The following is a 24,548-nucleotide window of genomic DNA, read 5'->3' as shown; positions in this document are numbered from 1 at the left end:
TGGCCATTGGCTCTCGGCTTGTTCAGTAGAAGCTAAAAGCTAACAGCCAATAGCCGACAGCCCGCACGAACGCATGGAGGCGTACGATGGCCGCACGCAAGAAGCGGATTCGCTTTGATGAGGAAGAAACACGTGAGCCTGAAGAAGTCAGGGCTCCGAAGGCCAAGCCGCGTCGCTTTCGCAGACTGCGCGTGTCGCTGATTCTGGCCACGATCGCAGGGCTTGGCTGGGGCGGACACATGCTTTGGGAACGAGTCGCCCCGGAGGTGATTCATCGCGAGCGGTACCTCTTACCCGCGGATGCCATTTCCACTACACCCACGCCAGCTTGGATCACGGTCGATATCCGTGAACAAGTAATCAAGAACGCAGATCTCGACCGTCGTCTGTCTGTTGTCGATGAAGAGTTCCTCAAAGAGATCAACGACGCTTTCGCTTTGCACCCCTGGGTCGAGGCGGTCGGCGAAATTAAGAAAAGCTATCCGCCAGCTGTGCACGTCGAGTTGGTCTACCGTCAACCGATAGCAGCCGTCGAAAGTATCTTGGGAGATTCCCGTGGGCGAGGTGATCGACATTCCGTTCAACTTCTGCCAATCGACCGCAACGGCGTTCACTTGTCTGCGGCTGATGTTCCGGAGGTTGGACTCCGCTACTTGCCGCGAATTCTTGACATCGTTGGGCGACCCCTTCCAGGGCAGCCTTGGGACGATCCGCGAGTCGCAGGTGCGATCAATCTCTCTGAGAGGCTAGCTGCCGACTGGGAACGACTTTACTTGGCTGAGATTCTGCCCTCACCACGGCCCGAAATCAATGGCAGTCACCGTTACTACCTCTACGATTTGATCACACGAGGTGGGACACGCATTGTCTGGGGGGCAGCACCGCAAGAGAATCCGCCAGGGGAAGCAACCTTCGAAGAAAAGCTCGCCCGTTTGAATCGCTGTGTCCGTCGCACCGGTCCCTTGAATTCAGTGAGAGGGCCACAAATTGTCGACGTGAGAAACGGCGAACGGATCGTTGCCCGCACCGCGAAAAAAGAAGAAGTCGCCGAGGAAGAAACTGTGACCAAGTAAGCGGCTAGCCGAGGCTTGTCGATTGTTGGGCGTCCAGAATCGTTTGCTCTTCGGCTGCCTGGAGCGCCTCGGCCAGTTCCTCACGCATGATCGACATTTCGGGCGGTGCTTCAATCCCCAGGCGCACGCCACCGCCGCTGAGTTTCACAACCGTGATCTTGATTTGATCACCAACGAGAACACGCTCTCCAGGCTTTCTAGCAATGACAAGCATTTCGTGAACTCCCTTTCACAAGCCAAGACTTCTGGCCACCTTTGGGGTAAGCTGTTGCCGGTAGGGTAATGCCGTCTGCTAGCATTTGCAAGCAATCGGCATTGCAACGACAGAATTGTTAAAATGCGCAACCTGGCGACTTCGGAGCGAATTGCTTTGGAAATCGAGTTTACCCAGTGGCTAGCAGACAATGTCCCTGCCTGCGACGAGCAGTTTCTTGGGATCGGTGACGATGCCGCAATTCTGAGGGGTATGGCCACTGAAGGCCTGGTCGTGACGACCGACACACTGACCGATGGCATCGACTTTCTCACTGAGAAGGTGCCGCCCAATGCGATTGGGCATAAGGCGTTGGGGGTGAATCTAAGCGACCTGGCGGCGATGGCGGCTAAGCCGCGAGCGGCTGTCGTTTCTTTAGTTTTGCCGAAGGAAGGGGCTGCGGGGCTTCCAGTCTTAGACTTTGCCATCACGATCTACGAGGGGCTCATTCCACTCGCACTCCAATTTGAGACATCCCTAGTCGGCGGTGACACGAACACGTGGGACGGACCGTTAGTTATCGGAGTGACCGCGATTGGCGAGGTGACTGAGCAAGGACCTTTGACACGCTCAGGCGCTCAGCTAGGCGACGTTTTGCTTATCACCGGCACGCTTGGCGGTAGCATTCTCAAGAAGCACCTCCTTGTCGAACCCCGCTGCCGCGAAGCCCTACAGCTCAACGAGCGGTACGAGCTTCACGCTGGCATCGACATCAGCGACGGGCTCTCGCTGGATGCCTCACGACTGGCTCAAGCAAGCGGCTGTGGTGTCGCGCTCGATCTCTCCGCAATCCCAATCGCTGAGGACGCCGTGAGACGCTCCGCCCGCAGTGGACGCGACGCGATCGAGCATGCGTTGAACGATGGCGAGGATTTCGAACTCTTGTTGGCGGTCCCCCCTGATGCGGCTGAGCAGATTTTGGCTGAAAAGGCGCTCGGAATTCCAGTCACTCGAATCGGCCATTGTGTGAGCGAGGCTGGGCTCTGGCAAATGCAGAAAGACGAATTGAAGCCTCTGAAGCCGGGTGGCTACTTGCATTGACCTTTGCCGTTAGCCGCTGAGCTTGCTCGGCGCGACGAATCCACTGTCAATCGAATCGCAAGCCTGAGCCTTACGTCGAGCAAGCTCGACGGCTAACGAGACTGCCTCATGGAAATTGAATTTCACTCCAAAAGCGAAGCCGATACGGATCGCCTCGGTCAGGCGCTTGCTGATTGCTTGCCCGCGGGTACGACCATTGCATTGATAGGCACTCTCGGTGCCGGCAAGACACGCCTTGTTCAAGCGGTAGCCACGGCCTTGGGCGTTTCCGAGGATGAAGTGAACAGCCCGACATTCGTTCTTATCAACGAGTATGAAGGACAGAAACCGATCTACCACTTCGACGCCTACCGTCTGGCGGACGATGATGAATTCCTTGAACTCGGCCCCGAGGAATACTTCGACTCAGAGGGACTAACGTTTGTCGAGTGGGCCGACAAAGTCGAGCGCTGCCTACCTGCGGAGCATGTGCGGATTGAGATTGAAGTGGTGGGGGAGAATGAGCGGCAGTTTGGTTTGAGTGCTACAACGGAGCGGCTTGCGAAATTACTGTCGAGAATACACAACCTCTGAAAAATACGCCGAAGGCGTTACACCCCACAGCCCAGGGTTGGTCAACAGCGAGTCTAGGCGAGCTTTGAACTACCCTGGGTAGACGATTCAAAGCCTAGAAGCGACCGAGCAAGTGGGTAGGAATACCGGCGGCGGATTGCCGAGGTCGCAACCAACCGAGGGATACTTCACTCGTTTCGACCTCGATCACATTTTCTCGACACGCAACGCTCTTTGCTCGGTCGACGAACCTATTACCAACCTAACCCAGGGTACGACCACACTCGCTGGGGCTCGTGATGGTCGAACCCTGGGCTGTGGGGTGTAACGCCTTCGGCGTAGTTTCGTGGCATAAACCTTCTACAATTGAGTTCTTCCATGAAAAATAACGGCCCACTATCCGGATTCAAGATCATCATTGTTCAGTCGCCAAATCCGTTCGATCTCAGTCGTTGAGAGTGCTTCAACCGCATCCCGAACCACTTGGAGAGAAATCCCAGTGGAAAAGTGCATTGCATTAAACTGTCGGTTACCTCGGCAAAACGAGGTAGTGAATTCAGGCACGTCGAAGTCACAATCCTCGATCAGGTAATCTTCGACGAAATCGAATAGCTCATAGTCATCAACGATAACAACCACGCGACCATCCGCTTCTGTGACGGTGATATGCTCGTCCACAGATAAGCCCCCTACAGAATAAACTTGCTCAAATCCTCATCCTGAGCAATCTCCTCAAGCCGTTCTTTCACGTAAGCGGCATTGACGTCAACTTTACCGCTGCCCATGTCGGGGGCTTCGAAGCTGAGTTCTTCGAGCAACCGCTCCATGATCGTATGCAAACGGCGGGCACCGATATTTTGCGTCGACTGGTTCACCTTGTAGGCGAAGTCTGCCAGGGCGTCGATTGCGTCTTCGCTGAAGTTGAGCTTGACGCCTTCGGTGTCGAGCAGGGCCGTGTATTGGCGGGTGAGTGAGTTCTTCGGTTCGGAGAGAATCCGCACGAAATCTTCCTTCGCCAAGTCGTTCAACTCGACTCGGATCGGGAAGCGGCCTTGCAGTTCCGGCATCAGCTCGCTGGGCTTGACCGTATGGAATGCCCCAGCGCCGACGAACAGAATGTGGTCCGTGCGAATGTAGCCATAGCGAGTTTGTACAGTCGTGCCCTCGACAATCGGCAGTAGGTCACGTTGCACGCCCTGGCGGGAAACGTCTGCGCCGCGCCCCCCTTCGCTGGCGACGACCTTGTCGATCTCGTCGATGAAGATGATGCCCGTGTTTTCGGCCAGTTCGACGGCCTTGGCGTTGACCTTCTCGTCATTGATCAACGCCTCACACGCTTGGTCGAAGAGCACCTTCCGTGCTTCGGCAACGGTCATCTCACGACGGACGACGTTCTTTGGGATAATTTTTTCGAGCATCCCTTGAAAATCAAAGTCCATCTGGTCACCGCCTGGACCGCCCATGCCCGGCATGACCATCGCCTGGACTTTCTGCTCGGTGGAGATCTCGACGTTGCGATTCTCCAGTTCTCCGGCCAGGAGCATTGCCTTCATTTTTTCGCGTGTTCGCTCGTACCGTTCAGGCGACTGCTCCGAATCAACGCCGACCTCGAAGGAGCTAGGCTGCGGAGCGAGCAAGTTCAGTAGTTTCTCCTCGACCTTCTGCTTGGCTTCTTCTTTAACCGCTTCAAGTTCCTGCTCGCGCACCAAGCCGATAGCGTTCTCAACCAGCTCGCGAATCATGCTCTCGACGTCGCGACCATAGTAACCGACCTCGGTGTACTTGCTGGCTTCGACCTTGATGAATGGTGCCTCGGTAAGGGTAGCCAAACGGCGAGCAATCTCCGTCTTACCGACGCCCGTGGGACCGATCATGAGGATGTTTTTCGGATTGACTTCCTTGCGTAAATCATCAGCAAGCTGCTGACGCCGCCAACGATTGCGGATGGCGATCGCCACAGCACGCTTGGCGTCAGCTTGGCCGACAATGTGGCGGTCAAGTTCAGATACGATTTCACGGGGAGTGAGGTTTTTCATTTTCTCTACTTTATGGAAGAAGCCTATTCCGCGTCGATGACTTCAACGGAGTGGCTGTTATTCGAGTAAACACAGATATCGCCAGCGATTTTCAATCCTTCGCGAACGATCGACTCCGCATCGAGTTCGCTATGGCGAGCCAAAGCTTGGGCGGCTGCCAGAGCGTAGTTACCACCGGAGCCGATGCCCAGAATGCCATCCGTGGGTTGGATCACGTCGCCAGTGCCTGAGACCAGAAGCGTGTGCTTCGCGTTCACGACCGCGACCAATGCTTCGAGCCTTCGCAACGCACGGTCCATGCGCCACTCTTTGGCCAGCTCCGTGCAAGCACGGGGCAAGTTGGCGGGATAATCCTTCAACTTGGCTTCCAGACGCTCCATCAGGGCGAACGCATCGGCAGCAGCGCCTGCAAAGCCCACCAACACTTGGCCGTCCATCAGCTTACGGATCTTGACGGCATCCCCCTTCACGACGGTCTGCCCCATCGTGACTTGGCCATCGCCGCCAATGGCAACCTTTCCTTTGTGGCGGACTGTGAGGATGGTAGTTGAACGGAATTTGGGAGAGGACATGTCAGGCTGCGGAGGGTTGGTCTGGTGGGAACACAATATTGTCACGGATTGGCTCGCCACCTTCAATGACGAAACCCGAACGACGAATGACGAAAGCGTGTATTCAAGCCATATTCGTCATTCGTGCTTCGACATTCGTTATTTAGAATGAGGGCTGCCAATCCGGCCCACCCATCCGTTTTCAGATGATTTTCCTCCCACAAACCATGTCGACTCCACTCCCCCGAAGCCCTGAATTGATGAACCCAACCGACACCGCCCTGCTGGTAGTGGACGTTCAGGAACGGCTGCTGGCAGTTCAGCCGCAGGGGCCACGGATCGAGTGGAACTGCCGTCGCCTTCTTGATGGGGCAGCAACACTGGGAGTGAAAACTGCAGTGACCGAACAGTATCCAGAAAAGCTCGGCCCAACCGCCGAAACGCTTCTTGCGAAGACGGCCGAACCAGCACTGGAGAAGATTCAGTTCAGTTGCGGCGAGAGGGGCGAGGTCTTCTCTGGATGGCTCGAGGAGGGCCTGCATCGGGTGCTGCTCGCGGGAATCGAAACGCACGTCTGCGTCCAACAGACCGCGCTCGACCTGCTCGCCGCTGGCTTTCAGGTTTTCGTCGCTGTTGACGCGGTGGGCTCACGCTACAAGGTCGATCACGGAATCGCACTACGCCGGATGGAGGCCAGCGGCGTGCTGCTAACCACCACCGAAGCTACCTTGTTCGAGTGGTGCGAGCGAGCTGGAACGCCGGAGTTCAAAGCGATCAGTGCACTCGCTAAAGAAAAGCCGCCCAAAGGTTGCGGAACTGTCTGATTTGAATAATTAGACCGAGAACTGCAACGTAAAGCGTTACGCGGTCTGTAGTTCGACTCGATTCGCAGTCCTTTCCGAAACTATCCTGCGACCTTATACTGAGCGGTTGAAATTACCCACCGACCAACCGCTGACCTATAAGCAATCGCAATATGAGCGAAGAGAAATCTGACTGGGACGACTTGGCCAAGGAGCTCGGCGTTGATCCGAGTGCTGGTCAACCCGATCCGCCTCGACCTGAACCCTCGCCTGAGCCAACCCCAGCGCGAGAACTGCCTCCCCCTCCTGAGCCCCAACCTGGTGACTGGGATGCGTTAGCTGGTGAGCTAGGAATCGAGGTTCCTGAGCCGGTGGAGCCCGCCCAAGTGGTGCCAGACGAAGTGCTTGAGGAATCCGTGGCTGCAGACACTGCCTCTGAGGAAGTCCCACCAGCGGTCGAACCAGCATCCAACCTCGAACTGATTGACCAACCAGAAGTCGCTGAAGAACCTGCGACGAATGCCGCCGCGGAGTTCGTCGCGGCAGATCCTGAACTGGAAGAGATGTTTGCAGCGTTCGCCAGGCCTGCCGAAAAGCCAAGTACCGATCTTCCCGGCGAAGAAGATGAACGGCAAGAAATGGAGGCAGCCGATCAGCCAGAGGAGACGGCTGAAGACGCGAGCGTCTCCGAAGTTGCCGAGGAGCAAGAAGAGGTCGCCGATTCCGAAGTTGAGACAGAAGCTGAAGAGGAGCCGGAGAAGAAACGCCCCTCGCTTTCGGGCGAAGCTGCTCGCAGTGCCTTCGACGCGTTGTTCGCAAGCGGAGCCGCTTTGTTCCGTGGTCGCAAGAAACCAGAGCAAAGCGAACCACTTGAGGAAGAGACTGCGAAGGAAGACAAGCCGATTCCGTTTGCGGAGCAAGAGGATCGGACAGCGGAGCTAGACCCCTTTGGTGTCGATGCGGCTAAAGAGGATTCATCAGACAGCGAAGAAGACGAAGAACGCCCCAAGAAACGTCGCCGTCGCCGACGAGGTAGCCGCGGTTCTCGCCGACGCACAGAGGCGGATGAAGCACGCGATAGTGAGAGTAACGATTCAGAAGAGGATTCGCTCGTCGAACTGCCAAATCGCGACGGCGAAGAGTCGGACGAAGAGGGCGAACGTCCCAAGCGCCGCCGACGCCGTCGGCGTCGTAAACCGAAAACCGACGACGTTTCTGCTGAAAGCAATGGCGAGGAGATCGACAGCGACGATTCCGACGACGATGGAGAGGACCGTCCCCGCCGCGGACGACGCAATTCGCATCGCAACATCCCAACCTGGTCTGAAGCAATCAGCGTGATGGTCGACTTGAACCTCGAATCTCGCAAGAACTCTCCCTCGAAGCCAAGCGGTAGCGGAAGAGGGCGAGGCGGTCGCGGTCGTGGTGGCCGAGGTCGCGGGCGAGGGCGGGGATCGAACTCAAACTAGCGATCAGCTTTCAGCCGTCAGCTATCAGCTTTATCTTAAGATCGAGCTTTGTTAGGCAATGAACGCATCAGCATTTTCGGTACGTGGCCGTCTCGTCGATATTCCAGGTCGTCGAATCTACGACGCCGAGATCGCTGTCTCGGAAGGAAAGATTGCCTCGATCCAACCGATCGAATTCGATGACGGTGATACGGTTGGCTATTTGTTACCCGGTTTCATCGACGCGCACATTCACATCGAAAGTTCGATGCTCGTGCCAACGGAGTTCGCCAGGGCCGCGGTAGTTCATGGAACGGTCGCCACGGTTAGCGACCCACATGAAATCGGCAACGTCTTAGGCGTGGCGGGCGTCGAGTATATGCTCAAAGATGCCTCCGCGAGCCCCCTGAAGTTCTGCTTCGGTGCGCCCTCATGTGTTCCGGCGACCATCTTCGAAACCGCAGGCGCTGCGATCACGGTTGCTGAAGTCGAGAGCCTTTTGGATGACCCTCGCATCGGCTACCTCAGCGAGATGATGAATTTTCCCGGCGTGTTAGGGGGCGACCCCGAATGCTTGGCGAAAATTGCCGCAGCCAAGAAGCGAGGCAAGCCCATCGACGGACATGCCCCCGGCTTGCGGGGGGAGCAAGCTCGGGCTTATATCGAGGCTGGCATGACGACCGACCACGAGTGCTTCACCAAGGAGGAAGCGCTCGACAAGCTGGCCGCCGGTTGCAAAATCGCCATCCGCGAAGGCTCAGCCGCCCGCAACTTCGACGCGCTACACACCTTGCTGAGCGAATATCCGAAGCAGACCATGCTGTGCAGCGACGACAAACACCCCGACGAACTGTTGCTTGGTCACATTAACGCGTTGGTTCGTCGCGCGGTTGAACGCGGCGTCGATGTCTTCGATGCCTTGCAAGCCGCCTGCCTGAACCCGATCAATCACTACAATTTGGATGTCGGCCAATTGCGAGTGGGCGATCCGGCAGATTTCATTGAGGTCGATTCGCTCGAATCGTTCAACGTACGGCGGACTTGGATCGACGGGAGCTTGGTCGCCGAGAACGGAACGACTTCGCTCTCTTACATTGAACCAACACTGGCGAATAACTTCGTCGCTCAGCGCGTTACCCCTGAAGACCTCAAGGTTGCTTCAGAAGACAATATCAACTTACGAGTCATCGAGGCGCTTGATGGGCAGCTCATCACCAACTCCGTGAGTTCCCGAGCATTCGTGAATGATGGATCAGTCGCCAGCGATGTTGAAAACGACGTGCTGAAGATTGTCGTCGTCAACCGCTACGAGCAGGCTCCGCCGGCAATCGCCTTCGTGAAGAACTTCGGACTAAAACGAGGGGCGATGGCTTCAAGCGTCGCCCACGATTGCCATAACGTGATCGCTGTCGGCGTGAGCGACCAAGACCTTGCCGCTGCGATCAACGCCGTCATGGACGCCCAAGGCGGCCTGAGCGCTGTCAGCGAACAGGACGATGCAAAGCATGTCTTGCCTTTGCCGGTGGCAGGCCTGATGGCGACCGGCACTGCCGAGGAGGTTGCCAGCGCGTACGAACAACTTGATACGGCTGTGAAGTCTTGGGGGTCGCCACTGAGGGCCCCTTACATGACGCTCTCGTTCATGGCGCTGCTGGTGATCCCTGAATTGAAGCTGAGCGATCGCGGATTGTTTGATGGTGGGAAGTTCGAGTTTACAAGCATCTGGACCTGATCTGAATGTAGGGTCCGCTGTGCGGACCATTCGCATTGGCCTACTTAGGTGGTCCGCACAGCGGACCCTACGCGATGGACCCATTCCTTGAAGCTGCAATCGAAGAGGCGCGACTCGGGCTCAACGAGGGTGGTATCCCCATCGGTTCCGTCTTGGTCATCAACGACGAGATTGTAGGTCGCGGGCATAATCGTCGCGTGCAACAAGGCAGCGTCGTGCTGCATGCGGAAATGGATTGCTTGGAGAACGCGGGGCGGCTGCCTGCGTCGAAATATCGCGAGGCGACGCTCTACTCAACGCTCTCACCCTGTGACATGTGCAGCGGGGCCGCGCTGCTTTACGGAGTGCCCCGAGTTGTCGTTGGCGAGAACCAAACCTTCCAAGGCCCTGAAAACTACGTCCGAAGCCGCGGCGTCGAAGTGTCGATCGTTCAGGACGAAACCTGTATTGCATTGATGCGAGAGTTTATCGACAAGAACCCCGAGCTATGGAATGAGGATATCGGGGAGTAGTGGGCAGTTCGCAGTTTGGATTCTTGTGAGCAGTATCGTTTTGCGCGAGTGGAAAAGGTAAAATATTTGAGTCATTGCGGGCAGGTGACTGCCGACTGCCCCCTGCCGACTGCCCACTATCATCATGTTCTCCCCCCGCATCCGCCTCAAGCCGTTAGCCTCCTTCTGCCATCGCTTGGCGACGGCCACCTCGGCGGGGCTTGAGGACCGGCGTATCTGGCGGGACGAGGCCAGTCGCGGGAATAGCGCCCATCAACGCTACACGGCAATCGTTGCCGATCGCTTGGCTGGCGGTGCTTCGCTGCCAGAGGCCCTGCGACATACCGAGGATTACTTTCCGCCCCTATTTCGTCAACTCATTGAAGTGGGCGACCTCACGGGCCAACTCGACAAGACTTACAAGCAGTTGGGACAGCATTACGATCGCACCTTGGCGGCAAAGCGGGAATTCCGCGCTGTCATGGCCTGGCCCCTCTTGCAGTTGGGCATGGCAGTGCTGGTGGTGGGCTTACTGATTTGGGTAATGGGCTTCATGGCGAGCCAGAATCGATCCGGCGGACCCCCGATTGATCTGCTCGGCTTTGGTTTGATCGGCAACCGTGGGCTGGCTATTTACGTGACATTCGTTGCCGCAGTCGTCGGGTTCGGTCTGCTGTTGGTTGAGTCCGCGCGTCGCGGTGCCGCTTGGGCGGAAGCGATTCAGCGACTAGCTCTGACGATCCCCGTCGTCGGTGACGCACTGAAAACACTGGCCCTCTCGCGACTTACCTGGGCACTGCAGTTGGTGTTTGACACGCCGCTTGATCTTCGCAAAGCGCTACCGCTGGCCCTGGAAGCCTCGGGCAACGAGTATTACGCCCAGCATGGCACCGAAGTCGCACGCAGCGTACAGGGCGGGGCGGAGATCGCAACTGCGTTCACACAAACGGGGGCGTTTCCGGAAGAGTTGCTGGACGCAATTTCCGTCGGCGAGCAGTCCGGCATGCTCGCTGAGACAATGCGCCGCCAGGCGAAGGAATATCGCGAGAAGGCGGCGTCCGCGATGAGCCTACTCGCCAATTTGTTCGGCTACGCCGTGTGGATCATCGTGGCTGCGATTATTCTAGTGCTGATATTCAGGCTGTTTTCGTTCTACGTCGGCACGATTCAGGACGCGACGAATATGAAGATTTAGTGGGCTGTTTCAATCATGGAAAAGAGAGTCGTTTAGCGTAAGCGACTTAGGAGATATTCTCTCAGTTTGCGTTTGGTAACTGCCGACTGCCCCCTGCCTACTGCCCACTTATTCCTTGAGCACCTTATCAATACACATCACCGCCGCAATGATCAGCTTATGAGCATCCGACTCCGGCGCGATCGACTCGTCAATATCGAGGACGTAGTTGTCTGCTGAGGTGAAGAACTCTTTTCCGGTGCCGTTCCACTTTTTGGTGACGCGTGCGAGTTCAACTCCTCCAGCTGTGAATTTGAATTCCCAACCTGTCCACTTCCCCTGTAGTTTACAAACTTCTTGCCCCTCGTTGTTGAGCACCTGAAACGCTCCGCCGATCGAGAGCATCTTCTGGCGAAAACTGCCTAAGGGCTGCCCGTAGCCGTCGTGGACTTGGACGTGTGATCTCCAAAGGGAAATCCCCCGCGTCACCTGTACGACGAGATTACCAGCAGCGTCGGTCACCTGCACGTCGAAAGGCGTCATGCTGGTGTAGTCTGTGAAACGCAACATCCTGGTGAAGAAACCCAGGTTTGGCTCACGACATGCCAAGACCTGTTCACCCGAATGAAGATCGAAGACATCGTAGTTACTGGCAGCCTTGAACATGCCAATATGCTCTTTGACGAGCAACTGATTTGTATTTTGCCACGACACGATTGTAGTCCTCAGAGAAGATGGTTCGGATTGATTTCTTTGGTTCGCTTGGCATAAAGTTTATCAGTTTCACGTCATCGAAACATGGCTCTGTTCAACAAAGACGTGAAAAGCTTTGCTATTCGACCTGAAGTGACACACCTACGTCGTTGCCCGACCCAAGAAATTACTTGACTTGAGCAAGTTGAAACCGACAATCACGTCTAGTTATTTCGACCACTTCCGGCTGGAAGTGCACCGTAGGGGCTCATCTCTCATTCGCTCGGAGTTATCATCGTGACCTTGCTTTCTCGTTTGCGCTGGCTGATTGTCCCAATTCTGGGTGTGGCTTTTCTCTCTGTCGATAGCTCAACCGCTGAAGCGCGGCGGCGTGGTTTGATTCTGATAACCACGGGACACACCATCAAAAACATTGGCCCAATTCCGGCCGAGTCCGCACAGATGGTACGAGAGTCCGTTGGAAACAAGAACTACGAAGTCGGCCTACAACACAATCGCTTTGGAATTTTTTGGCTCGACCTGTGGACATGGGAACCGGAGTACGTGCTCTACGACCCCGACAATGAGGAAGATGGCGGAATCATTGAACCTTCTTTCGCGGCCGAAATCTTGCAGGTCGAAGAATCCGATCTTCCGAAACCCTTCTTCTATTCGGTTCCTCCAGGCTTGGTGGCATTGATCGTTTTAGGAGGTCTTTGGGCGTTCGTTGCCTTAAAGGACTCAAAGGAGGAGTCAGCCGTCAATGACAAGATTGATCGGCTGAAAGGTGACGTCCGCTATCAACATGCTCTCAAGCCTTTGCTAGCCTATTACCAACAACCTGCTCCCGAAGGTCAAACGCCGGAGCAAGAAGCAGCCGCCAATGAAGCAGCCTTCAACAAAGCGGTTCAGCAAGTGGTTGACCAGGGCGTTTCACGCGAAGAAGCGGAGCAGAACTTGGCCCTGCTTGTTCAAGCCGCTGCCAATGAGCAGAATCAGTTCGCCAGCTAGCGATTAGTCCGCTTCCCGCGGCAGTTTCGCCAGGTGCACCACGACCTCTTCCGCAGAATTAGGCACACGTCGCTGGAGGCGCACTGAGAGAGCGTCTTCAGCAGTACCGCTGCGCAAGTCGGCTAGGTAAACCGTTAGCACAGGCGACTTATCGTCAGCCGACTCTAGGAGAAAGTGCACCCACAGCCAACTCTCCGCGTAGTCAAGCTGGGTCATTGCGGTGGGGTCGGTGATTTGCTCAAGCCTTTCTAGGTCAGGCTTCCAGCCGGCAACGGCTTGCTGTCCGAGCAGATAATCAATGTGTCCACGGTGCAAACCGCGGCGGCCGCGACCGACCTCAAAGTACTCAGCTAAGCCTTCATCGAGCCACAAAGGCAAATTCGGTGCGGCAGCATGAAGGAAGCCGTGTGTCGCTTCGTGGCGCAAGTCTTCCGCCAGGTGATCGCCGCCGTGTGCGTAAACGGAGAGCTGATTCTCCGTGTTGACGAAAATCGCCCTTCGTGTTGGGAACTCAGGAAACTTCGCATGGACGTGATCGTGGTAATCGGCTTGCTTGGCGAACAAGTAAATGTGCACAGGGGTCGCAGGCGAGGGAATATTCAATCGCTGCGAGATGTACGCTCGCTCCGCTCCCAAATCGTCGAGGAGCCTCTGCTGGTTCTCAATCGTCCGATCAGCATGAATCACAATCTGTGAATCTGACTCGGCAAGGTCATCCAGTGGAAAAGGCCCGGGCGACTCCAGCGAGTCGTTTAGGCGGACGCTTGTTTGTTCGGTCGTGGGACCGGCATCAAGCGGAAGGTTGCCCGTCGCTTGGCAACCGAGCAGGCAGATCAGAATGAAAGAGTAGCGTCGCATCCGTGCGTACGAAATGTGGGCAGTGGGCAGTGGGCAGTGGGCAGTTCAACAAGTTTGCCGCATTCTGGCAAGCTGAGTTTCAATGCACGCTTCGATGACGAGCTAGCCTGCTAGCTTTGCTCAATCAACTGATCGAGCTCACTCTTGAGTCTCGGCAGTATCTCGTCGTAGCTGAATTGCCCTAGCGTTTCGCTCCCCTTCTTGAGATTCACGTGGTTCGGGCCGCACCAGAGGCCAAGGTCTGCATCGTCGGTTTCGCCGGGACCATTCACACGGCAGCCCATCACTGCAATCGTTAGGGCATGGTCGGCGGCATAGCGAGTCATCTCTTTGACTTGTTCAGCCAAGTCGATGAAAGCCTCGTTCTCAACGCGCGAACAGCTCGGGCAACTGATGATATTGAGCGTGTCGAGTCCATAATCAACGACTGAGCGAACGCGTCCAGCCGCGATGTCCGCAAGGATTTCACGTCCAGCGGCGATCTCTTCGGGTTTACGAGGATTCGAGACCGTCAGAGACACTCGAATGGTGTCACCAATACCACGACTAATGAGCTGCTCGAAGGCGATCCTTGTTTTGATAATCCCATCCGGCGGCATACCGGCCTCGGTCACGCCCAGATGAAGCGGTACGTCGGGACGTTGCTCGGCGAAACGCTGATTGACCTCGATGACCTTCTGTGGATCAGAATCCTTAAGCGAAACACAGAATCGCGTGTAGCCGATTTCATCGAGATAGTTGCAATGGTCCAACGCACTATCAAGCATCGGTGAGAGAGAGTCTTCCTTGGGATAAGCGTCCGCCTTGGCCGGGTCCACGCTTCCACAGTTCACACCGACTCGCATCGCACAGTCATTGTCCGTAGCAACGCCCGCCAGGTACTTCACCTTTTCCTGCCACGGCTTTTCGCGCTCGTGATGGTAGAGATGCCCAGGGTTGTATCGCAGTTTATCAACGTGCGGAGCGACCACCTCTGCCAAGCGATAGTTCTCTTGCAAGTCCACAACGAGATTGGCTTCCGTCTGTCGACGGATTTCACCAAGTGCCTCAGCATCCTTCGAGCTGTCGACAGCGACACGCACAACGTCGGCTCCAGCCTCGTGCAGAGCGTTCACCTGTCCCACCGTGGCATCAATGTCTTGCGTGCTGGTAGCCGTCATGCTCTGCACGGCGATTGGATTTCCGTCACCAATTGTAACGGTACCAATACGAACAGGGCGGGTCGGATTGCGTTCGATTTTCACAGGAAAGAAACTCTCTAAACAATGAGCCGCGAGGCGTCAGCCCGCGGGTGTTTTTGACAAACTATACTATTCCATGCTAAGCCAGATAATTAGCATCGTGAAGCCGTTGAATAACGCGTGCAGAACCATACAGGAGACGATCCGATGGGTCCGCTGATACAAATATCCAAGCACAAAACCAAGAAGCACCAGAGCAACCGGTGCCACTCCCTGCCCAATGTGAGCGAATCCAAAGAGCAAGGCAGAAATCACGATAGAGATCGAACCGCGTGGCAACCAAGGAACTAACCGCGGGGAACGCTCTGGAGTGTTCTCATTCTCGGTTTCGATGGGCTCGATCGATTCATCAGAAGCGAGTTCGGTCTGGCTTGTTGCTGATAGGATTAGGGCTTCCTGTTTTTCGAGCCATCCTTGCAGCACCAAACGAAAAACGGTCTCTTCGAACACGGGGGCTTGGACCACCGCAGCGAACGCAGCAGCGGCAAAAAGGGAATACTCCTTACCACGTACAATCTGATCGATAAATGGATGGACCGTTTCTGAATCAAAGACTTGCTGTAGTGCTCCGTTCAACAACAGGAGCGGCCCAACCACCACCACGAATCCAATGCTTCCGAAGAAGACATCCTCACCTAACATCCTCAGATTGGTCGGCAAACCTAAATCGCTAGGCGTCGCTCGATAGACGGCTGCGAGCAGAAAGTAAACTGCCGCTGCCACAAGCAGTGCCACAACGGCATAGCTCCAGACGTCGTTCGATTTTAGAGCCTGCTTGGTGGAGTCCTCCTCAGACGGCAAAAGCCCGCTAAGCAGCGTCAAGGCGGTTGGCAGCAGCAGAAATAAAACAGGCAGCACGTTCCAGGGAACCGCGTTTCGAGGCCGATGAGCGATCAGCGGGCGGCCCGAACTTAGCCGCCAACCCAATAGCACGAGAGCAAAGAGACTGGCGGCAATGGCCCCGGTTAGCAAGTTCTGAACCGATGGCGGCATTTCTTGAGTTGCTAGTGACAGTGCCATGGTTGGGCGATTCCTAAGAACCTTTGCCTAAGAATCTCGCAAGAAACGCACGGCATCACGGACATAGTCGAGCCCCGTATAAATCGTCAGCAGGACTGTCGCCCACACCGTTACTGTCAGGCTTAGCGACAGCCAACCTGGAGGCTCCGTTTCCCAAGTCGCGATTGCTCCGTGCCCCTCAGTTGATAGGTAACTGAGTTGGTAAATCGCCAGGGCTGCCGCGGCACACTGGGCAACCATCTTCCATTTGCCGGCCCATTTCGCGGAGAAATCACCGCCGAAGCCCTCAACGTAGCTTCGTAGGGCTGTCACAAGGAGTTCCCTTCCCACCACCAGAACCGTGACGCCCACGGCAATGCCTGAGCTGCGACGACCGTCGATCAGCAGCGGGGCAGCACAGAGGTAGATATACGTACCGCAAATGATTAGCTTGTCGGCAAACGGATCCAGAATGCGACCTAATTGGGTCACTTGCCCGTACTTCCGAGCCCAATAGCCGTCGACCCAATCGGTGCCCGCCGCCACCAAAAAAACAATCAGCCCGGCGAAGTACTGTCGGAACCCTAGCAGCACGAAAAGGACCAACGTCAGAACAACGCGAGCCATCGTGACTTGGTTTGGGACGTTCCAAATGCGTTGCGTATTCGTGCCGGGGGAATCAGACATGCAAGCTCTAACGTGTGAGGCTATCCGTGGCCAGTAAACTAAGTTGCGACCGCGATTAGGTCGTAGTCCTGCGTGGCCACGACTTCACATGGCACAATCTGTCCCGCCTTAAGATTTTCACCCGTCACATAGACAACCCCATCAACGTCAGGCGCGTCTGCGTAGGAGCGACCGACCCAAGCACTGGTTTCGCCCGGCACGGGTTGGTCAATCATCACTTCGAGAGTGCGGCCTAGCTGAGCGTCGTTCCACTCGAAAGCAATCTGCTGTTGAACCGCCATGAGTCGTTCCCGCCGCTCTTCTTTCACCTCATCTGAGAGATGATCGGGGAGCTTCGCCGCGGGTGTGTCGGGCTCGTATGAGTAGGTGAATACTCCCAAGCGTTCGAAACGCTGTTCCGCGACGAACTGCATGAGCTCTTCGAACTGCTCATCCGTTTCGCCTGGGAAGCCAGTAATAAAGGTCGTTCGCATGACGAGATTGGGGACTCGCTCGCGCAGCTTTGCAAGGAGGGTTTCGGTCTCTTCACGGTTCACTCTTCGTTGCATCCGCTTGAGCATCGTGTCGTTGATGTGCTGCAACGGCATATCCAAGTAAGGAACGATGCGTTTGCTACCCGCAATGACATCAATCACGTCGTCGGTGAAGTACATCGGGTAGAGATACATCAGCCGGATCCAGTCGAGACCTTCGACCTTGTCGAGCTCGGTGAGCAATTCTGCGAGGCGGGTTTCGCCGTAGAGATCTTTTCCGTAGTAAGTGGTGTCTTGGGCGACGATCACCAACTCGCGTACCCCATCAGCCGCCAGTTCTTTCGCCTCGGCAATCACTTCTTCCATCGGCTTGGTCGCGTGCTTGCCTCGCATTTTGGGGATTGCGCAGAATGTGCACAGCCGATCGCAACCTTCGGAAATTTTCAAGAAGGCGAAATGCTTAGGTGTGATCCTTAGTCGGCTCGTATCAGGCAGGGGATGCGTGGGAGCTGGCTGGAAGACGGTACGTTGTTCTTCGAGGCCGCCAACTAGTCGATCGGCTACCTTGGTGACTTCTTCGCGTCCAAAGACGCCGACCAGATGATCGATGCCAGGTCGATCATTCAGCAAATCCTCTTTCTGACGCTCCGCTAAGCAGCCGGAGACGATCAACCCACGTAAATCCCCTTGTTTCTTCAGATCGAGCATCTCGTCGATCACCGCGAAAGACTCGGTACGGGCCTGTTCGATGAATCCACAAGTATTCACGATGGCAAAATCCGCACCCTTCGGATCGTCGACAAGCTCGTACCCGTCGAGCTGAAGCATCCCCAGCATCCGTTCGCTATCGACGAGGTTCTTCGGGCAGCCGAGGCTCACAAAGGCGTACCGTCCTTTGGATTTCGCTTGCTCAATGGTCTCAGTAAAGGTGGCTGCCACTTTATTTTCGCTCGCTTAGGGAAGGGCAACTCCAACACGCTGCCTGTAGCCTCTCGATTGTAGGGGAAGTCGCACAGACCGCCAACTCGCAAGGAGTGATTGCTCTCAATCTTGGAAAAGTCGTTGCACTCGGACGAGACGCAGGTATAGTGCACATAAGTTCACATTTGAGCGGGCAGTTGAATATGTTTCCAGAGATTCATGACGAGCAGGTGAGCCACGCCGTTGAGCGAGTCGTCCGCGAGACGCTCGCCTTTGCCGACGTGCTCGCTCCGCCTGTGGACGCATTTCTAGTCGCTCAGAGACTCGGCCTAACAATCCTTCGCGATAGTTCGAGCCAATCACGCGCTCGCCTGATGGCAGGGCAAACTCAAGCAAAGCAAACCGGGGTTATCCTGCTTGCTGACGACCCTCGACCCGAACGCCGCCAGTGGGCGGTTGCCCACGAAATCGGCGAACACTTGGCAGTCGATGTCTTCGACCTTTTGGGGGTCAATCCAGGAAGCTCACCGGCGACTTCTCGAGAAGCCATCGCGAATCGTGTCGCCAACTGCTTGCTGCTCCCTTATGAGTGGTTTCTGCATGATACGAAAGCGCACGACTTCGAACTGCTGGAACTGAAGAAAATCTATTGCACCGCCAGTCACGAACTACTCGCCCGGAGAATGCTCGACCTGCCACTGCCAGTGATCATCAGCATCTTCGATAAGGGAGAGCTCACCTGGCGACGCGGCAATCGCGTTGGGCTCCCGCGAGAGTTAATGCCTGTCGAACGAGCTACCCAGCAGCAATCCCATGAGTCAGGCGTTCCGGTGTTTCGCCAGCCCCACGAGTTGCCCGATGAGCTGGACTCTATCCAAGCTTGGCCAGTCGTTGAGGACGATTGGCGACGCGAGATCTTGAGAGTTCAAGTGAATTGGTTGGAGGAGTGAAATGTGCCCCTCACAACTGGCTAGCAACGCTTCCACACCGTTCCAGCCGCTCGCGGCTTAGCCGCGTAGCGGACCCAACCGATCAATAGTTTGCACCAACCCCGCCACCTGATATGGCTTCGCGATCACCTCGACGACGTCAATTTCCCTGGTCAATTCCACGTGTTCGACACGCGGAAAGTCAAGCAACGCGATCACAGGAACCCCATGCTCTCTCATCCGTTCCGCAAATGCCTCCAGATTCGATAGCTCATTAGCGTCGAGTTGGCTGCCGTCCCAGATCGCAACCGCACAGTCCTGGTCGGGTGCCGAACGCCATCGCTCCCGGCGATGACGAGGCTGCCATTGACAAAACAATCCGTAGGGCGAAAGTGCCGTACTTAGGGCGGCGAAAACTGCATGATCGACGGAGTCAACAATTACATGCCCGGAACGTAGGGCAGGTTTCGTTGGTTCGGCAATCTCGCGACCGGCAAGCGGGTTATCTAAAGCCACTGACCACGGCGGACTTTTTCCAGCCGCGAGCGCTACCTGTGCTGCTCGCCACCATGTGGGCAGTTCGTACCACGGCAATCTGACAACACCGGTGAGCGGGCGGCCCGTGCGGAGTTCGCCCTCGCACCAGGTTCCTGCGACGATCACAATTCTTGTTAGGGGCGATCGTCGAGCAAGAGCATCGACATCGCTTTGTGCAATCGCTCCGGGGCGTGGCAACGCGACGAGCAGCAACTCGGGGGCCGAGTTCTGATCTTCGATGAGTCTTTGCGAATCATGAATCGACTCTAAAGCAAGCAGATCTTTGAACTCCGTTATCTCCGACCGCAACGACTGGAACTCACCTGCGGACCAATCACCGACGAGCCATGCATCAACCGCACTTGTAGAGTTGCCGGACTTCATGAGCTCAGTTCAATATCTCGATCGACGACCAGCTTTCGAGCCGCCTTCGGATCTTCGGCTGAACGAAGCTCGGCCAACCAGTCGGGATCGTTGATTACGCGGGCTAATCGGGCAAGCACACGCAAGTGTTCTTGATCACTCGTCGAGGCAATCAGAAAAAACACATCCGTGAGCTGTCCATGCGCCCCGCCAAAAGGAATCCCCGTAGCTGTGATGCCCAGTGCGATCACGGTTTGTGCGAGGATCGAAGACTGCGGCCGACGCGGGTGGAGAAGCGCGACTCCGATATCCAGCGCGGTCGACTGTAGTTCTTCGCGCGCCGTCACGGCTTCCGACATTTTCGTCGGGTCCCAAAGCATCCCCGTCGAGGCGGCCAGTTCGCACATGGCCGTGATCACCTTCTTTCGGGTGCGAGCTTGGAGTGGAATCGCAATGCTTTCGGATAAAAGGAGATCCGAGAGTTCTAGATCGACCCCACTTTGGTCGGCTCGCTCCAGGTTGGTTTCCATCGTGGCGAGTTCATCGTCATCAGAGACGCCGATTCGCTCTTCCAGCCAATGGTGGATTTCAGGACGCGAGAAAACCCACTCTCCCCCCACGCGGCGCCCCGGTATTTTCCCCCGTTCTGCCAACTTCGCAATCTGCGCAGGCATCAAGTGCAAGTAGGCGGCCAAGCTAGCAACGTCAAAATCGTCCATCGAAGCGCAGAAAAAGCAGTTTGGGATTTGAGTGTCTATCCTCCATTCTCAGCCCGCAGAATTTACATGTCCAGTGAAGCTAGCAAACAATCCCAAAAGTCAGTCACATTCGCTTCCAAAAGAATCTCGTCTTGACGCACTATCGGAGAAGGACTCAACTGCGTTTGCTCTTATCGAGTAAGCCTCTTGGTTGGTTCACCTGGGGCGGGAGCCAGGAGGCTCATCAACTCGATAGGATAGGACGTGAGAACGGATTCTCGCGTCGCGACTAGACGATTTGTTGGGCGAGGGTTTCCACCCGCAACGGAAACTTCGACCCGACCCAGGCAAGGAGGCCTGTCAGTATGTCGTTCAAGGCTCAGAATTCCGACCCAGCCAATTCTCTTTCTGATTCCCTCGCCACGCAAAGTGGTTCTCGACGCCAATCGGGCGTTCCACTTGATGTGCTTTTCTCGAAGGCCAAACGAACCGGACCAGCCGGCTCGCTTGCGAGGAGCTGCACCAGTGATTGGCAGCAGGTTCAGCCGGGGGATGTGTTTGTCGCACTCGACAATGGTGAGCAGGATGGACACGAAGATGCTCGCGACGCGGTCGCTCGTGGGGCTATTGCTGTTATTTGCGAGCGGCTCGTTCCTGTGTTCGACGTGCCTGTCTACGTCGTCTCCGATAGTCGAGCCGCTTACAGCGAACTATGCCAAGCTCTCGTCGGGCACCCAAGTCAGCATGTTCGCGTCATAGGCGTTGTCGGCGGCGTAGGAAAGTCCACGACGATTGCTCTCTTGGAATCCATTTTTCAAGCCGCAGGCAAAGATGTCGGCGTGATGAGCGGGTTGAAAACCTACGATGGCATGTCACGCGGGCCGGCGATGTCAGCGACGCCAACTCCAGCTTCGGTAGCCGATCGCCTAGCCAACATCGACGCGAGCGGTTGCACGCACGCTTTGTTGGAAGTTTCCGCAGAAATGATTGCCGAAAACACCTTGGCTGGCGTGGAACTCGATACCGTCTGCATGACGAATCTTCCTTCGGCAACCACAGGTTCATTCCCAACGGCGCAGGCTTACCGTGATTCACAGCGTCGTACTTTTGAGCTGCTGGCCGAGGATGGTGTCGCCATTCTCAATGGCGACGATCAAGAGTGTTGCAAGCTCGTCACCGAAGCGAATGGCCCAAGCTTCCTCTTTGGTATGGGTGGGCAATCTCAGATTCGGGCTGAGATCCTCCATCAGAACGCTTGCGAACAGGTCTTTCTTCTTACCGTTGGTCGCCAGTCGGCCGCGATTCGCACGGCAATTCTCGGCGATCACCACATTGCGAACTGTCTGGCAGCCGCGACGACAGCGTTGGCACACGGCATTGAATTAGAGGCAATTGCTCGTGGCATTGAACTGATTTCCTCGCTCCCAGGGCGAATGCAACGTGTCGACTGCGGGCAAGACTTCCCTGTATTCGTTGATGCCGCACGCACGCCTGCGGCTTTGCACTCAACCCTGAAGACAGCCCGACAGATTGCCAGTGGCAAAGTGATTTGCGTGCTTGGCGATCAGGCGAGTGCCAACAGCAATGAGAACGCCGTCATTCAGAACGTCGTTTGCAAAATGGCCGATGTTGCCATCGTCACGGAGTCCCTCGCTTTGGTCAGTGAGAATTGGCCACAGCGTAACGATAGCGATACGGAAACCCAGATCGCTCAGAATCGCCAGGAAGCGATCCAATGGGCTGTCGCTGCTGCTGAACTGGGCGATGTGGTCGTGATTGCTGGCAGTTCACTAGGCCCCACACTCGCCTTCGGGGCGGAGAAAACCACCGATGTCGATATCGCTCGCGACTTGTTGTACACCCGCAGCGAATCGCTGTTGCGGTTGGTCGCGTAGGTCGCTATTGTTCGCCCTTCTCAACGGAATCAGCACGCTGATACGCAAGTAAAACACAAGGACAAGCAGATGGATCTGCTTCAGAAGCCGGCTCGAACGGTAAGCAAGGATGCGAGCCCTGAGTCGGCATCATACATTTCGAGCCCCGGTCAAGCCGCAACATCGGCAAAGGCCGCCTTGCTCATCGAGAGCCGTGGTCTGACCGAATCTGCTCTCGACGAGGCGATCGTCACGTTGCTTGCTGCGGGCACACGCGGCAAGCGGTTGATTTGGCTGAACACCGAGACGAACGATTCCACAACTGTTGATTGGTGGAACGTGGGGCAAAGGCTAGCCGCCAAGGGACAGGCGAGTCTGTTCATTGCGACCGGACTCAATGCACGAGAGGCAGCCTTAGCCGCTCGTGATACGGGCATGTTCCTGGGCGACGTGATTGTTTGCACAGACGAAGCAACCGCCTGCCAAGTCCTCGCGGATCGAATTTCACCAAGTGATGCGGTGCTGTTGCACGGTGTCAATCCGATCGCTGCGAAGGCGCTACTCAGAAACTGCGAGCAGCGATGGCAGTCAGCGGCTTAGATAGAAGACAAGAGAAACTAAAGGAGAAAAATTTCGGGCTTCATCGTTGGTTTGTAAGATTGCGGGGTCGAGCAAACCGCCCTCCCTGGGGTAGAAGCAAAAAGGTTCGTTGCGCGAGCAGCTACTGGGTCAGTTGCTCCGAATGAACGCTTCACGATGAGGCTTACGTCTGGGCGTCGAGGCTTTGTGTCTCGACGCCCAGCGGATCCACCAGAGCGGCTCTTGCAAGGTTTTGCGAGAGCCGCCCTTTGTATTGCATTCCCCGAGGACCCAACCATGGCAGCAAATGCTCATGTTTTATTCGCCGGCGGTGGTGCCCCCGGCCATCTGTTCCCTGGCTTGGCCGTCGCTGAGCATCTTCAGCGACGTGCTCCTCAGGCCACGATCACCTTCGCCGGATCGGGTCGGGCGCGTGAGCGACATATCGTCAGTTCAGCCGGCTATCACTACACAATGATCCCGTCCCAGCCGGCACCGCAAACTCCGCTACAGTCCTTCCGGTTTATTACGGACAATCTGATGGGTTTCTGCGCCGCACGCTGGATGCTGCGCGAGCAGCGTGTCTCGTTGGTCGTCGGCTTAGGCGGTTACACCAGCGCCGCCGTGGTCCGCTCGGCCGTGGCGCGTGGCATTCCTGTGGTTCTGCTAGAGCAAAATGCAATTCCGGGTCGGACAACGCGGTGGCTCTCTCGCTCAGCCGCAATGGTGTGTGCGGCATTTGAAGAGGTCCGCCCTCACCTGCACGTTCAAGCTCCCGTCACCGTGACCGGCAATCCCGCTCGTCCCGCCTTCGAGCAGCTCTACTTCCGCACGAAAAGTCGACGGACTGCAGGCGCTGCCAAATTCGAATCAAACCAGCGTAGAAAGAAGCGACTGGTAGTCTTAGGCGGAGCAGGCGGTGCGCGATCGCTCAACGAGAATATGCCTAAAGCGCTATCTCAATTGAAAGAGGAACTCAAGGATTGGCAGATCGTCCATCAGACCGGTGAGGGGCAACTGCAAGAAACCGAATCTCGCTACCAGAGAGTCGGCGTTGAAGCGTTGGCCGTTACGTTCATTGATGAGATTGCCTCCGTACTTTTCGATAGCGATCTCGTGGTTAGCCGCGCAGGAGGGACTTGCTTGGCAGAACTCGCTTTGGCCAATGTTCCTGCATTGCTGGTGCCTTATGCACAGGCGGTCGATAATCATCAGATCGCCAACGCACGGGTCTTCACCACCGCTGGCGCTTGTCGCATGGTGGATGAAAGCTCGCAAAGCGGCGCTCTCGACGCGGCACTTGCCCGAGAGCTATCCCCACTGCTCAGCGACGCCGATCAACGACGTAAAATGGCGCAAAGTATGCAAGAACTGGCTCGTCCTCAAGCTGCCTCGGAAATCGCGGGGGCCGTTTTTGAACACTTGACTGGCGGGTATTCTGGACTAATGGCTGCGTAGTACATGCATTACACGTTATTTGGCGGTATAATGCGTTAACGAGCACGCTCTTAGTTTCTCCAGTCGATTCCAC

General features: G+C 56.2%; 26 protein-coding genes. 14 read left to right on the top strand and 12 right to left on the bottom strand.

Annotated elements, in window-relative coordinates; translation table 11 throughout:
• Window positions 1–86: 86 nt before the first annotated feature.
• Entirely contained in the window at window positions 87–1,073 is a 987-nt protein-coding gene (locus tag RIB44_04585) for a hypothetical protein (protein MEQ8615852.1), read from the top strand.
• 4 nt (window positions 1,074–1,077) lie between these two features.
• Here RIB44_04585 and RIB44_04580 read toward each other — a convergent pair whose 3' ends face one another.
• A complete protein-coding gene (locus RIB44_04580) occupies window positions 1,078–1,287 on the bottom strand; it encodes a carbon storage regulator (protein ID MEQ8615851.1) in 210 nt (69 codons plus the stop codon).
• 123 nt (window positions 1,288–1,410) lie between these two features.
• Between RIB44_04580 and RIB44_04575 the strand changes: the two genes are divergently transcribed.
• From RIB44_04575 to RIB44_04565, 3 genes are all read left to right on the top strand, one after another.
• Window positions 1,411–2,367 carry a thiamine-phosphate kinase gene (locus RIB44_04575; GenBank protein ID MEQ8615850.1) on the top strand — a complete coding sequence of 319 codons (957 nt, stop codon included), beginning with the start codon at window positions 1,411–1,413 and terminating at the stop codon, window positions 2,365–2,367.
• A gap of 108 nt (window positions 2,368–2,475) precedes the next feature.
• Window positions 2,476–2,940: a tRNA (adenosine(37)-N6)-threonylcarbamoyltransferase complex ATPase subunit type 1 TsaE gene (tsaE, locus tag RIB44_04570; protein ID MEQ8615849.1), complete on the top strand. Its 465-nt coding sequence runs from the start codon at window positions 2,476–2,478 to the stop codon at window positions 2,938–2,940.
• 112 nt (window positions 2,941–3,052) lie between these two features.
• Window positions 3,053–3,247: a hypothetical protein gene (locus RIB44_04565; GenBank protein ID MEQ8615848.1), complete on the top strand. Its 195-nt coding sequence runs from the start codon at window positions 3,053–3,055 to the stop codon at window positions 3,245–3,247.
• A 68-nt stretch (window positions 3,248–3,315) separates the two neighbouring features.
• Here the strand turns inward: RIB44_04565 and RIB44_04560 are convergent, their stop codons facing one another.
• Genes RIB44_04560 through hslV form a run of 3 tightly spaced genes read right to left on the bottom strand, consistent with a single transcriptional unit; the run spans window position 3,316 to window position 5,527 of the window.
• On the bottom strand, window positions 3,316–3,597 hold the full coding sequence (locus RIB44_04560) for a hypothetical protein (GenBank protein ID MEQ8615847.1): 282 nt from the start codon (window positions 3,595–3,597) through the stop codon (window positions 3,316–3,318).
• Between the two features lie 11 nt (window positions 3,598–3,608).
• Window positions 3,609–4,955, bottom strand: a complete 1,347-nt coding sequence (gene hslU / locus RIB44_04555; GenBank protein MEQ8615846.1) for an ATP-dependent protease ATPase subunit HslU — start codon at window positions 4,953–4,955, stop codon at window positions 3,609–3,611.
• 23 nt (window positions 4,956–4,978) lie between these two features.
• Complete coding sequence (gene hslV / locus RIB44_04550; GenBank protein ID MEQ8615845.1) at window positions 4,979–5,527, bottom strand: ATP-dependent protease subunit HslV; 549 nt, start codon at window positions 5,525–5,527, stop codon at window positions 4,979–4,981.
• Window positions 5,528–5,733: 206 nt separating this feature from the next.
• Between hslV and RIB44_04545 the strand changes: the two genes are divergently transcribed.
• The 5 genes from RIB44_04545 to RIB44_04525 all read left to right on the top strand — a co-directional run bounded on the left by RIB44_04545 (window position 5,734) and on the right by RIB44_04525 (window position 11,175).
• Window positions 5,734–6,330, top strand: coding sequence for an isochorismatase family protein (locus RIB44_04545; protein MEQ8615844.1), 597 nt, complete (start codon window positions 5,734–5,736; stop codon window positions 6,328–6,330).
• Window positions 6,331–6,482: 152 nt separating this feature from the next.
• On the top strand, window positions 6,483–7,778 hold the full coding sequence (locus RIB44_04540) for a hypothetical protein (protein MEQ8615843.1): 1,296 nt from the start codon (window positions 6,483–6,485) through the stop codon (window positions 7,776–7,778).
• 58 nt (window positions 7,779–7,836) lie between these two features.
• The gene (gene ade, locus RIB44_04535; protein MEQ8615842.1) at window positions 7,837–9,489 is read left to right on the top strand and encodes an adenine deaminase; all 1,653 of its coding nucleotides are present in this window, start codon (window positions 7,837–7,839) and stop codon (window positions 9,487–9,489) included.
• A gap of 74 nt (window positions 9,490–9,563) precedes the next feature.
• Window positions 9,564–10,001 carry a nucleoside deaminase gene (locus RIB44_04530; GenBank protein ID MEQ8615841.1) on the top strand — a complete coding sequence of 146 codons (438 nt, stop codon included), beginning with the start codon at window positions 9,564–9,566 and terminating at the stop codon, window positions 9,999–10,001.
• Between the two features lie 124 nt (window positions 10,002–10,125).
• The gene (locus tag RIB44_04525) at window positions 10,126–11,175 is read left to right on the top strand and encodes a type II secretion system F family protein (GenBank protein MEQ8615840.1); all 1,050 of its coding nucleotides are present in this window, start codon (window positions 10,126–10,128) and stop codon (window positions 11,173–11,175) included.
• Window positions 11,176–11,283: 108 nt separating this feature from the next.
• Here RIB44_04525 and RIB44_04520 read toward each other — a convergent pair whose 3' ends face one another.
• On the bottom strand, window positions 11,284–11,868 hold the full coding sequence (locus RIB44_04520; protein MEQ8615839.1) for an LURP-one-related family protein: 585 nt from the start codon (window positions 11,866–11,868) through the stop codon (window positions 11,284–11,286).
• 276 nt (window positions 11,869–12,144) lie between these two features.
• Between RIB44_04520 and RIB44_04515 the strand changes: the two genes are divergently transcribed.
• Window positions 12,145–12,858 (top strand): hypothetical protein, encoded by a 714-nt coding sequence (locus RIB44_04515; GenBank protein MEQ8615838.1) that lies wholly within the window; start codon window positions 12,145–12,147, stop codon window positions 12,856–12,858.
• Between the two features lie 3 nt (window positions 12,859–12,861).
• Here the strand turns inward: RIB44_04515 and RIB44_04510 are convergent, their stop codons facing one another.
• From RIB44_04510 to rimO, 5 genes are all read right to left on the bottom strand, one after another.
• Complete coding sequence (locus RIB44_04510; GenBank protein ID MEQ8615837.1) at window positions 12,862–13,716, bottom strand: hypothetical protein; 855 nt, start codon at window positions 13,714–13,716, stop codon at window positions 12,862–12,864.
• A 110-nt stretch (window positions 13,717–13,826) separates the two neighbouring features.
• Window positions 13,827–14,960 (bottom strand): (E)-4-hydroxy-3-methylbut-2-enyl-diphosphate synthase, encoded by a 1,134-nt coding sequence (gene ispG / locus RIB44_04505; protein ID MEQ8615836.1) that lies wholly within the window; start codon window positions 14,958–14,960, stop codon window positions 13,827–13,829.
• Between the two features lie 66 nt (window positions 14,961–15,026).
• A complete protein-coding gene (locus tag RIB44_04500) occupies window positions 15,027–15,977 on the bottom strand; it encodes a CPBP family glutamic-type intramembrane protease (GenBank protein MEQ8615835.1) in 951 nt (316 codons plus the stop codon).
• Window positions 15,978–16,004: 27 nt separating this feature from the next.
• A complete protein-coding gene (gene pgsA, locus RIB44_04495) occupies window positions 16,005–16,643 on the bottom strand; it encodes a CDP-diacylglycerol--glycerol-3-phosphate 3-phosphatidyltransferase (GenBank protein MEQ8615834.1) in 639 nt (212 codons plus the stop codon).
• A 38-nt stretch (window positions 16,644–16,681) separates the two neighbouring features.
• On the bottom strand, window positions 16,682–18,055 hold the full coding sequence (rimO, locus tag RIB44_04490; GenBank protein ID MEQ8615833.1) for a 30S ribosomal protein S12 methylthiotransferase RimO: 1,374 nt from the start codon (window positions 18,053–18,055) through the stop codon (window positions 16,682–16,684).
• Window positions 18,056–18,240: 185 nt separating this feature from the next.
• Between rimO and RIB44_04485 the strand changes: the two genes are divergently transcribed.
• A complete protein-coding gene (locus RIB44_04485; protein ID MEQ8615832.1) occupies window positions 18,241–18,987 on the top strand; it encodes an ImmA/IrrE family metallo-endopeptidase in 747 nt (248 codons plus the stop codon).
• 57 nt (window positions 18,988–19,044) lie between these two features.
• Here the strand turns inward: RIB44_04485 and RIB44_04480 are convergent, their stop codons facing one another.
• Both RIB44_04480 and RIB44_04475 read right to left on the bottom strand, forming a co-directional pair.
• Entirely contained in the window at window positions 19,045–19,887 is an 843-nt protein-coding gene (locus RIB44_04480; protein ID MEQ8615831.1) for a hypothetical protein, read from the bottom strand.
• On the bottom strand, window positions 19,884–20,585 hold the full coding sequence (locus tag RIB44_04475) for a PTS sugar transporter subunit IIA (GenBank protein MEQ8615830.1): 702 nt from the start codon (window positions 20,583–20,585) through the stop codon (window positions 19,884–19,886). Before RIB44_04475 ends, RIB44_04480 begins: the two co-directional genes overlap by 4 nt.
• Before the next feature lie 344 nt (window positions 20,586–20,929).
• On the opposite strand from RIB44_04475, the gene RIB44_04470 reads away from it, so the two are divergent.
• The 3 genes from RIB44_04470 (at window position 20,930) to murG (ending at window position 24,475) form a co-directional block, all read left to right on the top strand.
• Window positions 20,930–22,459 carry a Mur ligase family protein gene (locus RIB44_04470; protein MEQ8615829.1) on the top strand — a complete coding sequence of 510 codons (1,530 nt, stop codon included), beginning with the start codon at window positions 20,930–20,932 and terminating at the stop codon, window positions 22,457–22,459.
• A 69-nt stretch (window positions 22,460–22,528) separates the two neighbouring features.
• A complete protein-coding gene (locus RIB44_04465) occupies window positions 22,529–23,038 on the top strand; it encodes a hypothetical protein (GenBank protein ID MEQ8615828.1) in 510 nt (169 codons plus the stop codon).
• 276 nt (window positions 23,039–23,314) lie between these two features.
• The gene (murG, locus tag RIB44_04460; protein MEQ8615827.1) at window positions 23,315–24,475 is read left to right on the top strand and encodes an undecaprenyldiphospho-muramoylpentapeptide beta-N-acetylglucosaminyltransferase; all 1,161 of its coding nucleotides are present in this window, start codon (window positions 23,315–23,317) and stop codon (window positions 24,473–24,475) included.
• Window positions 24,476–24,548 lie beyond the last annotated feature (73 nt).

It is taken from the genome of Lacipirellulaceae bacterium, from assembly GCA_040218535.1.
Classification (GTDB): domain Bacteria; phylum Planctomycetota; class Planctomycetia; order Pirellulales; family Lacipirellulaceae; genus Adhaeretor.
The sequence above is the reverse complement of the archived record's forward strand: the minus strand, read 5'-3'. Positions and strand labels throughout refer to the sequence as shown.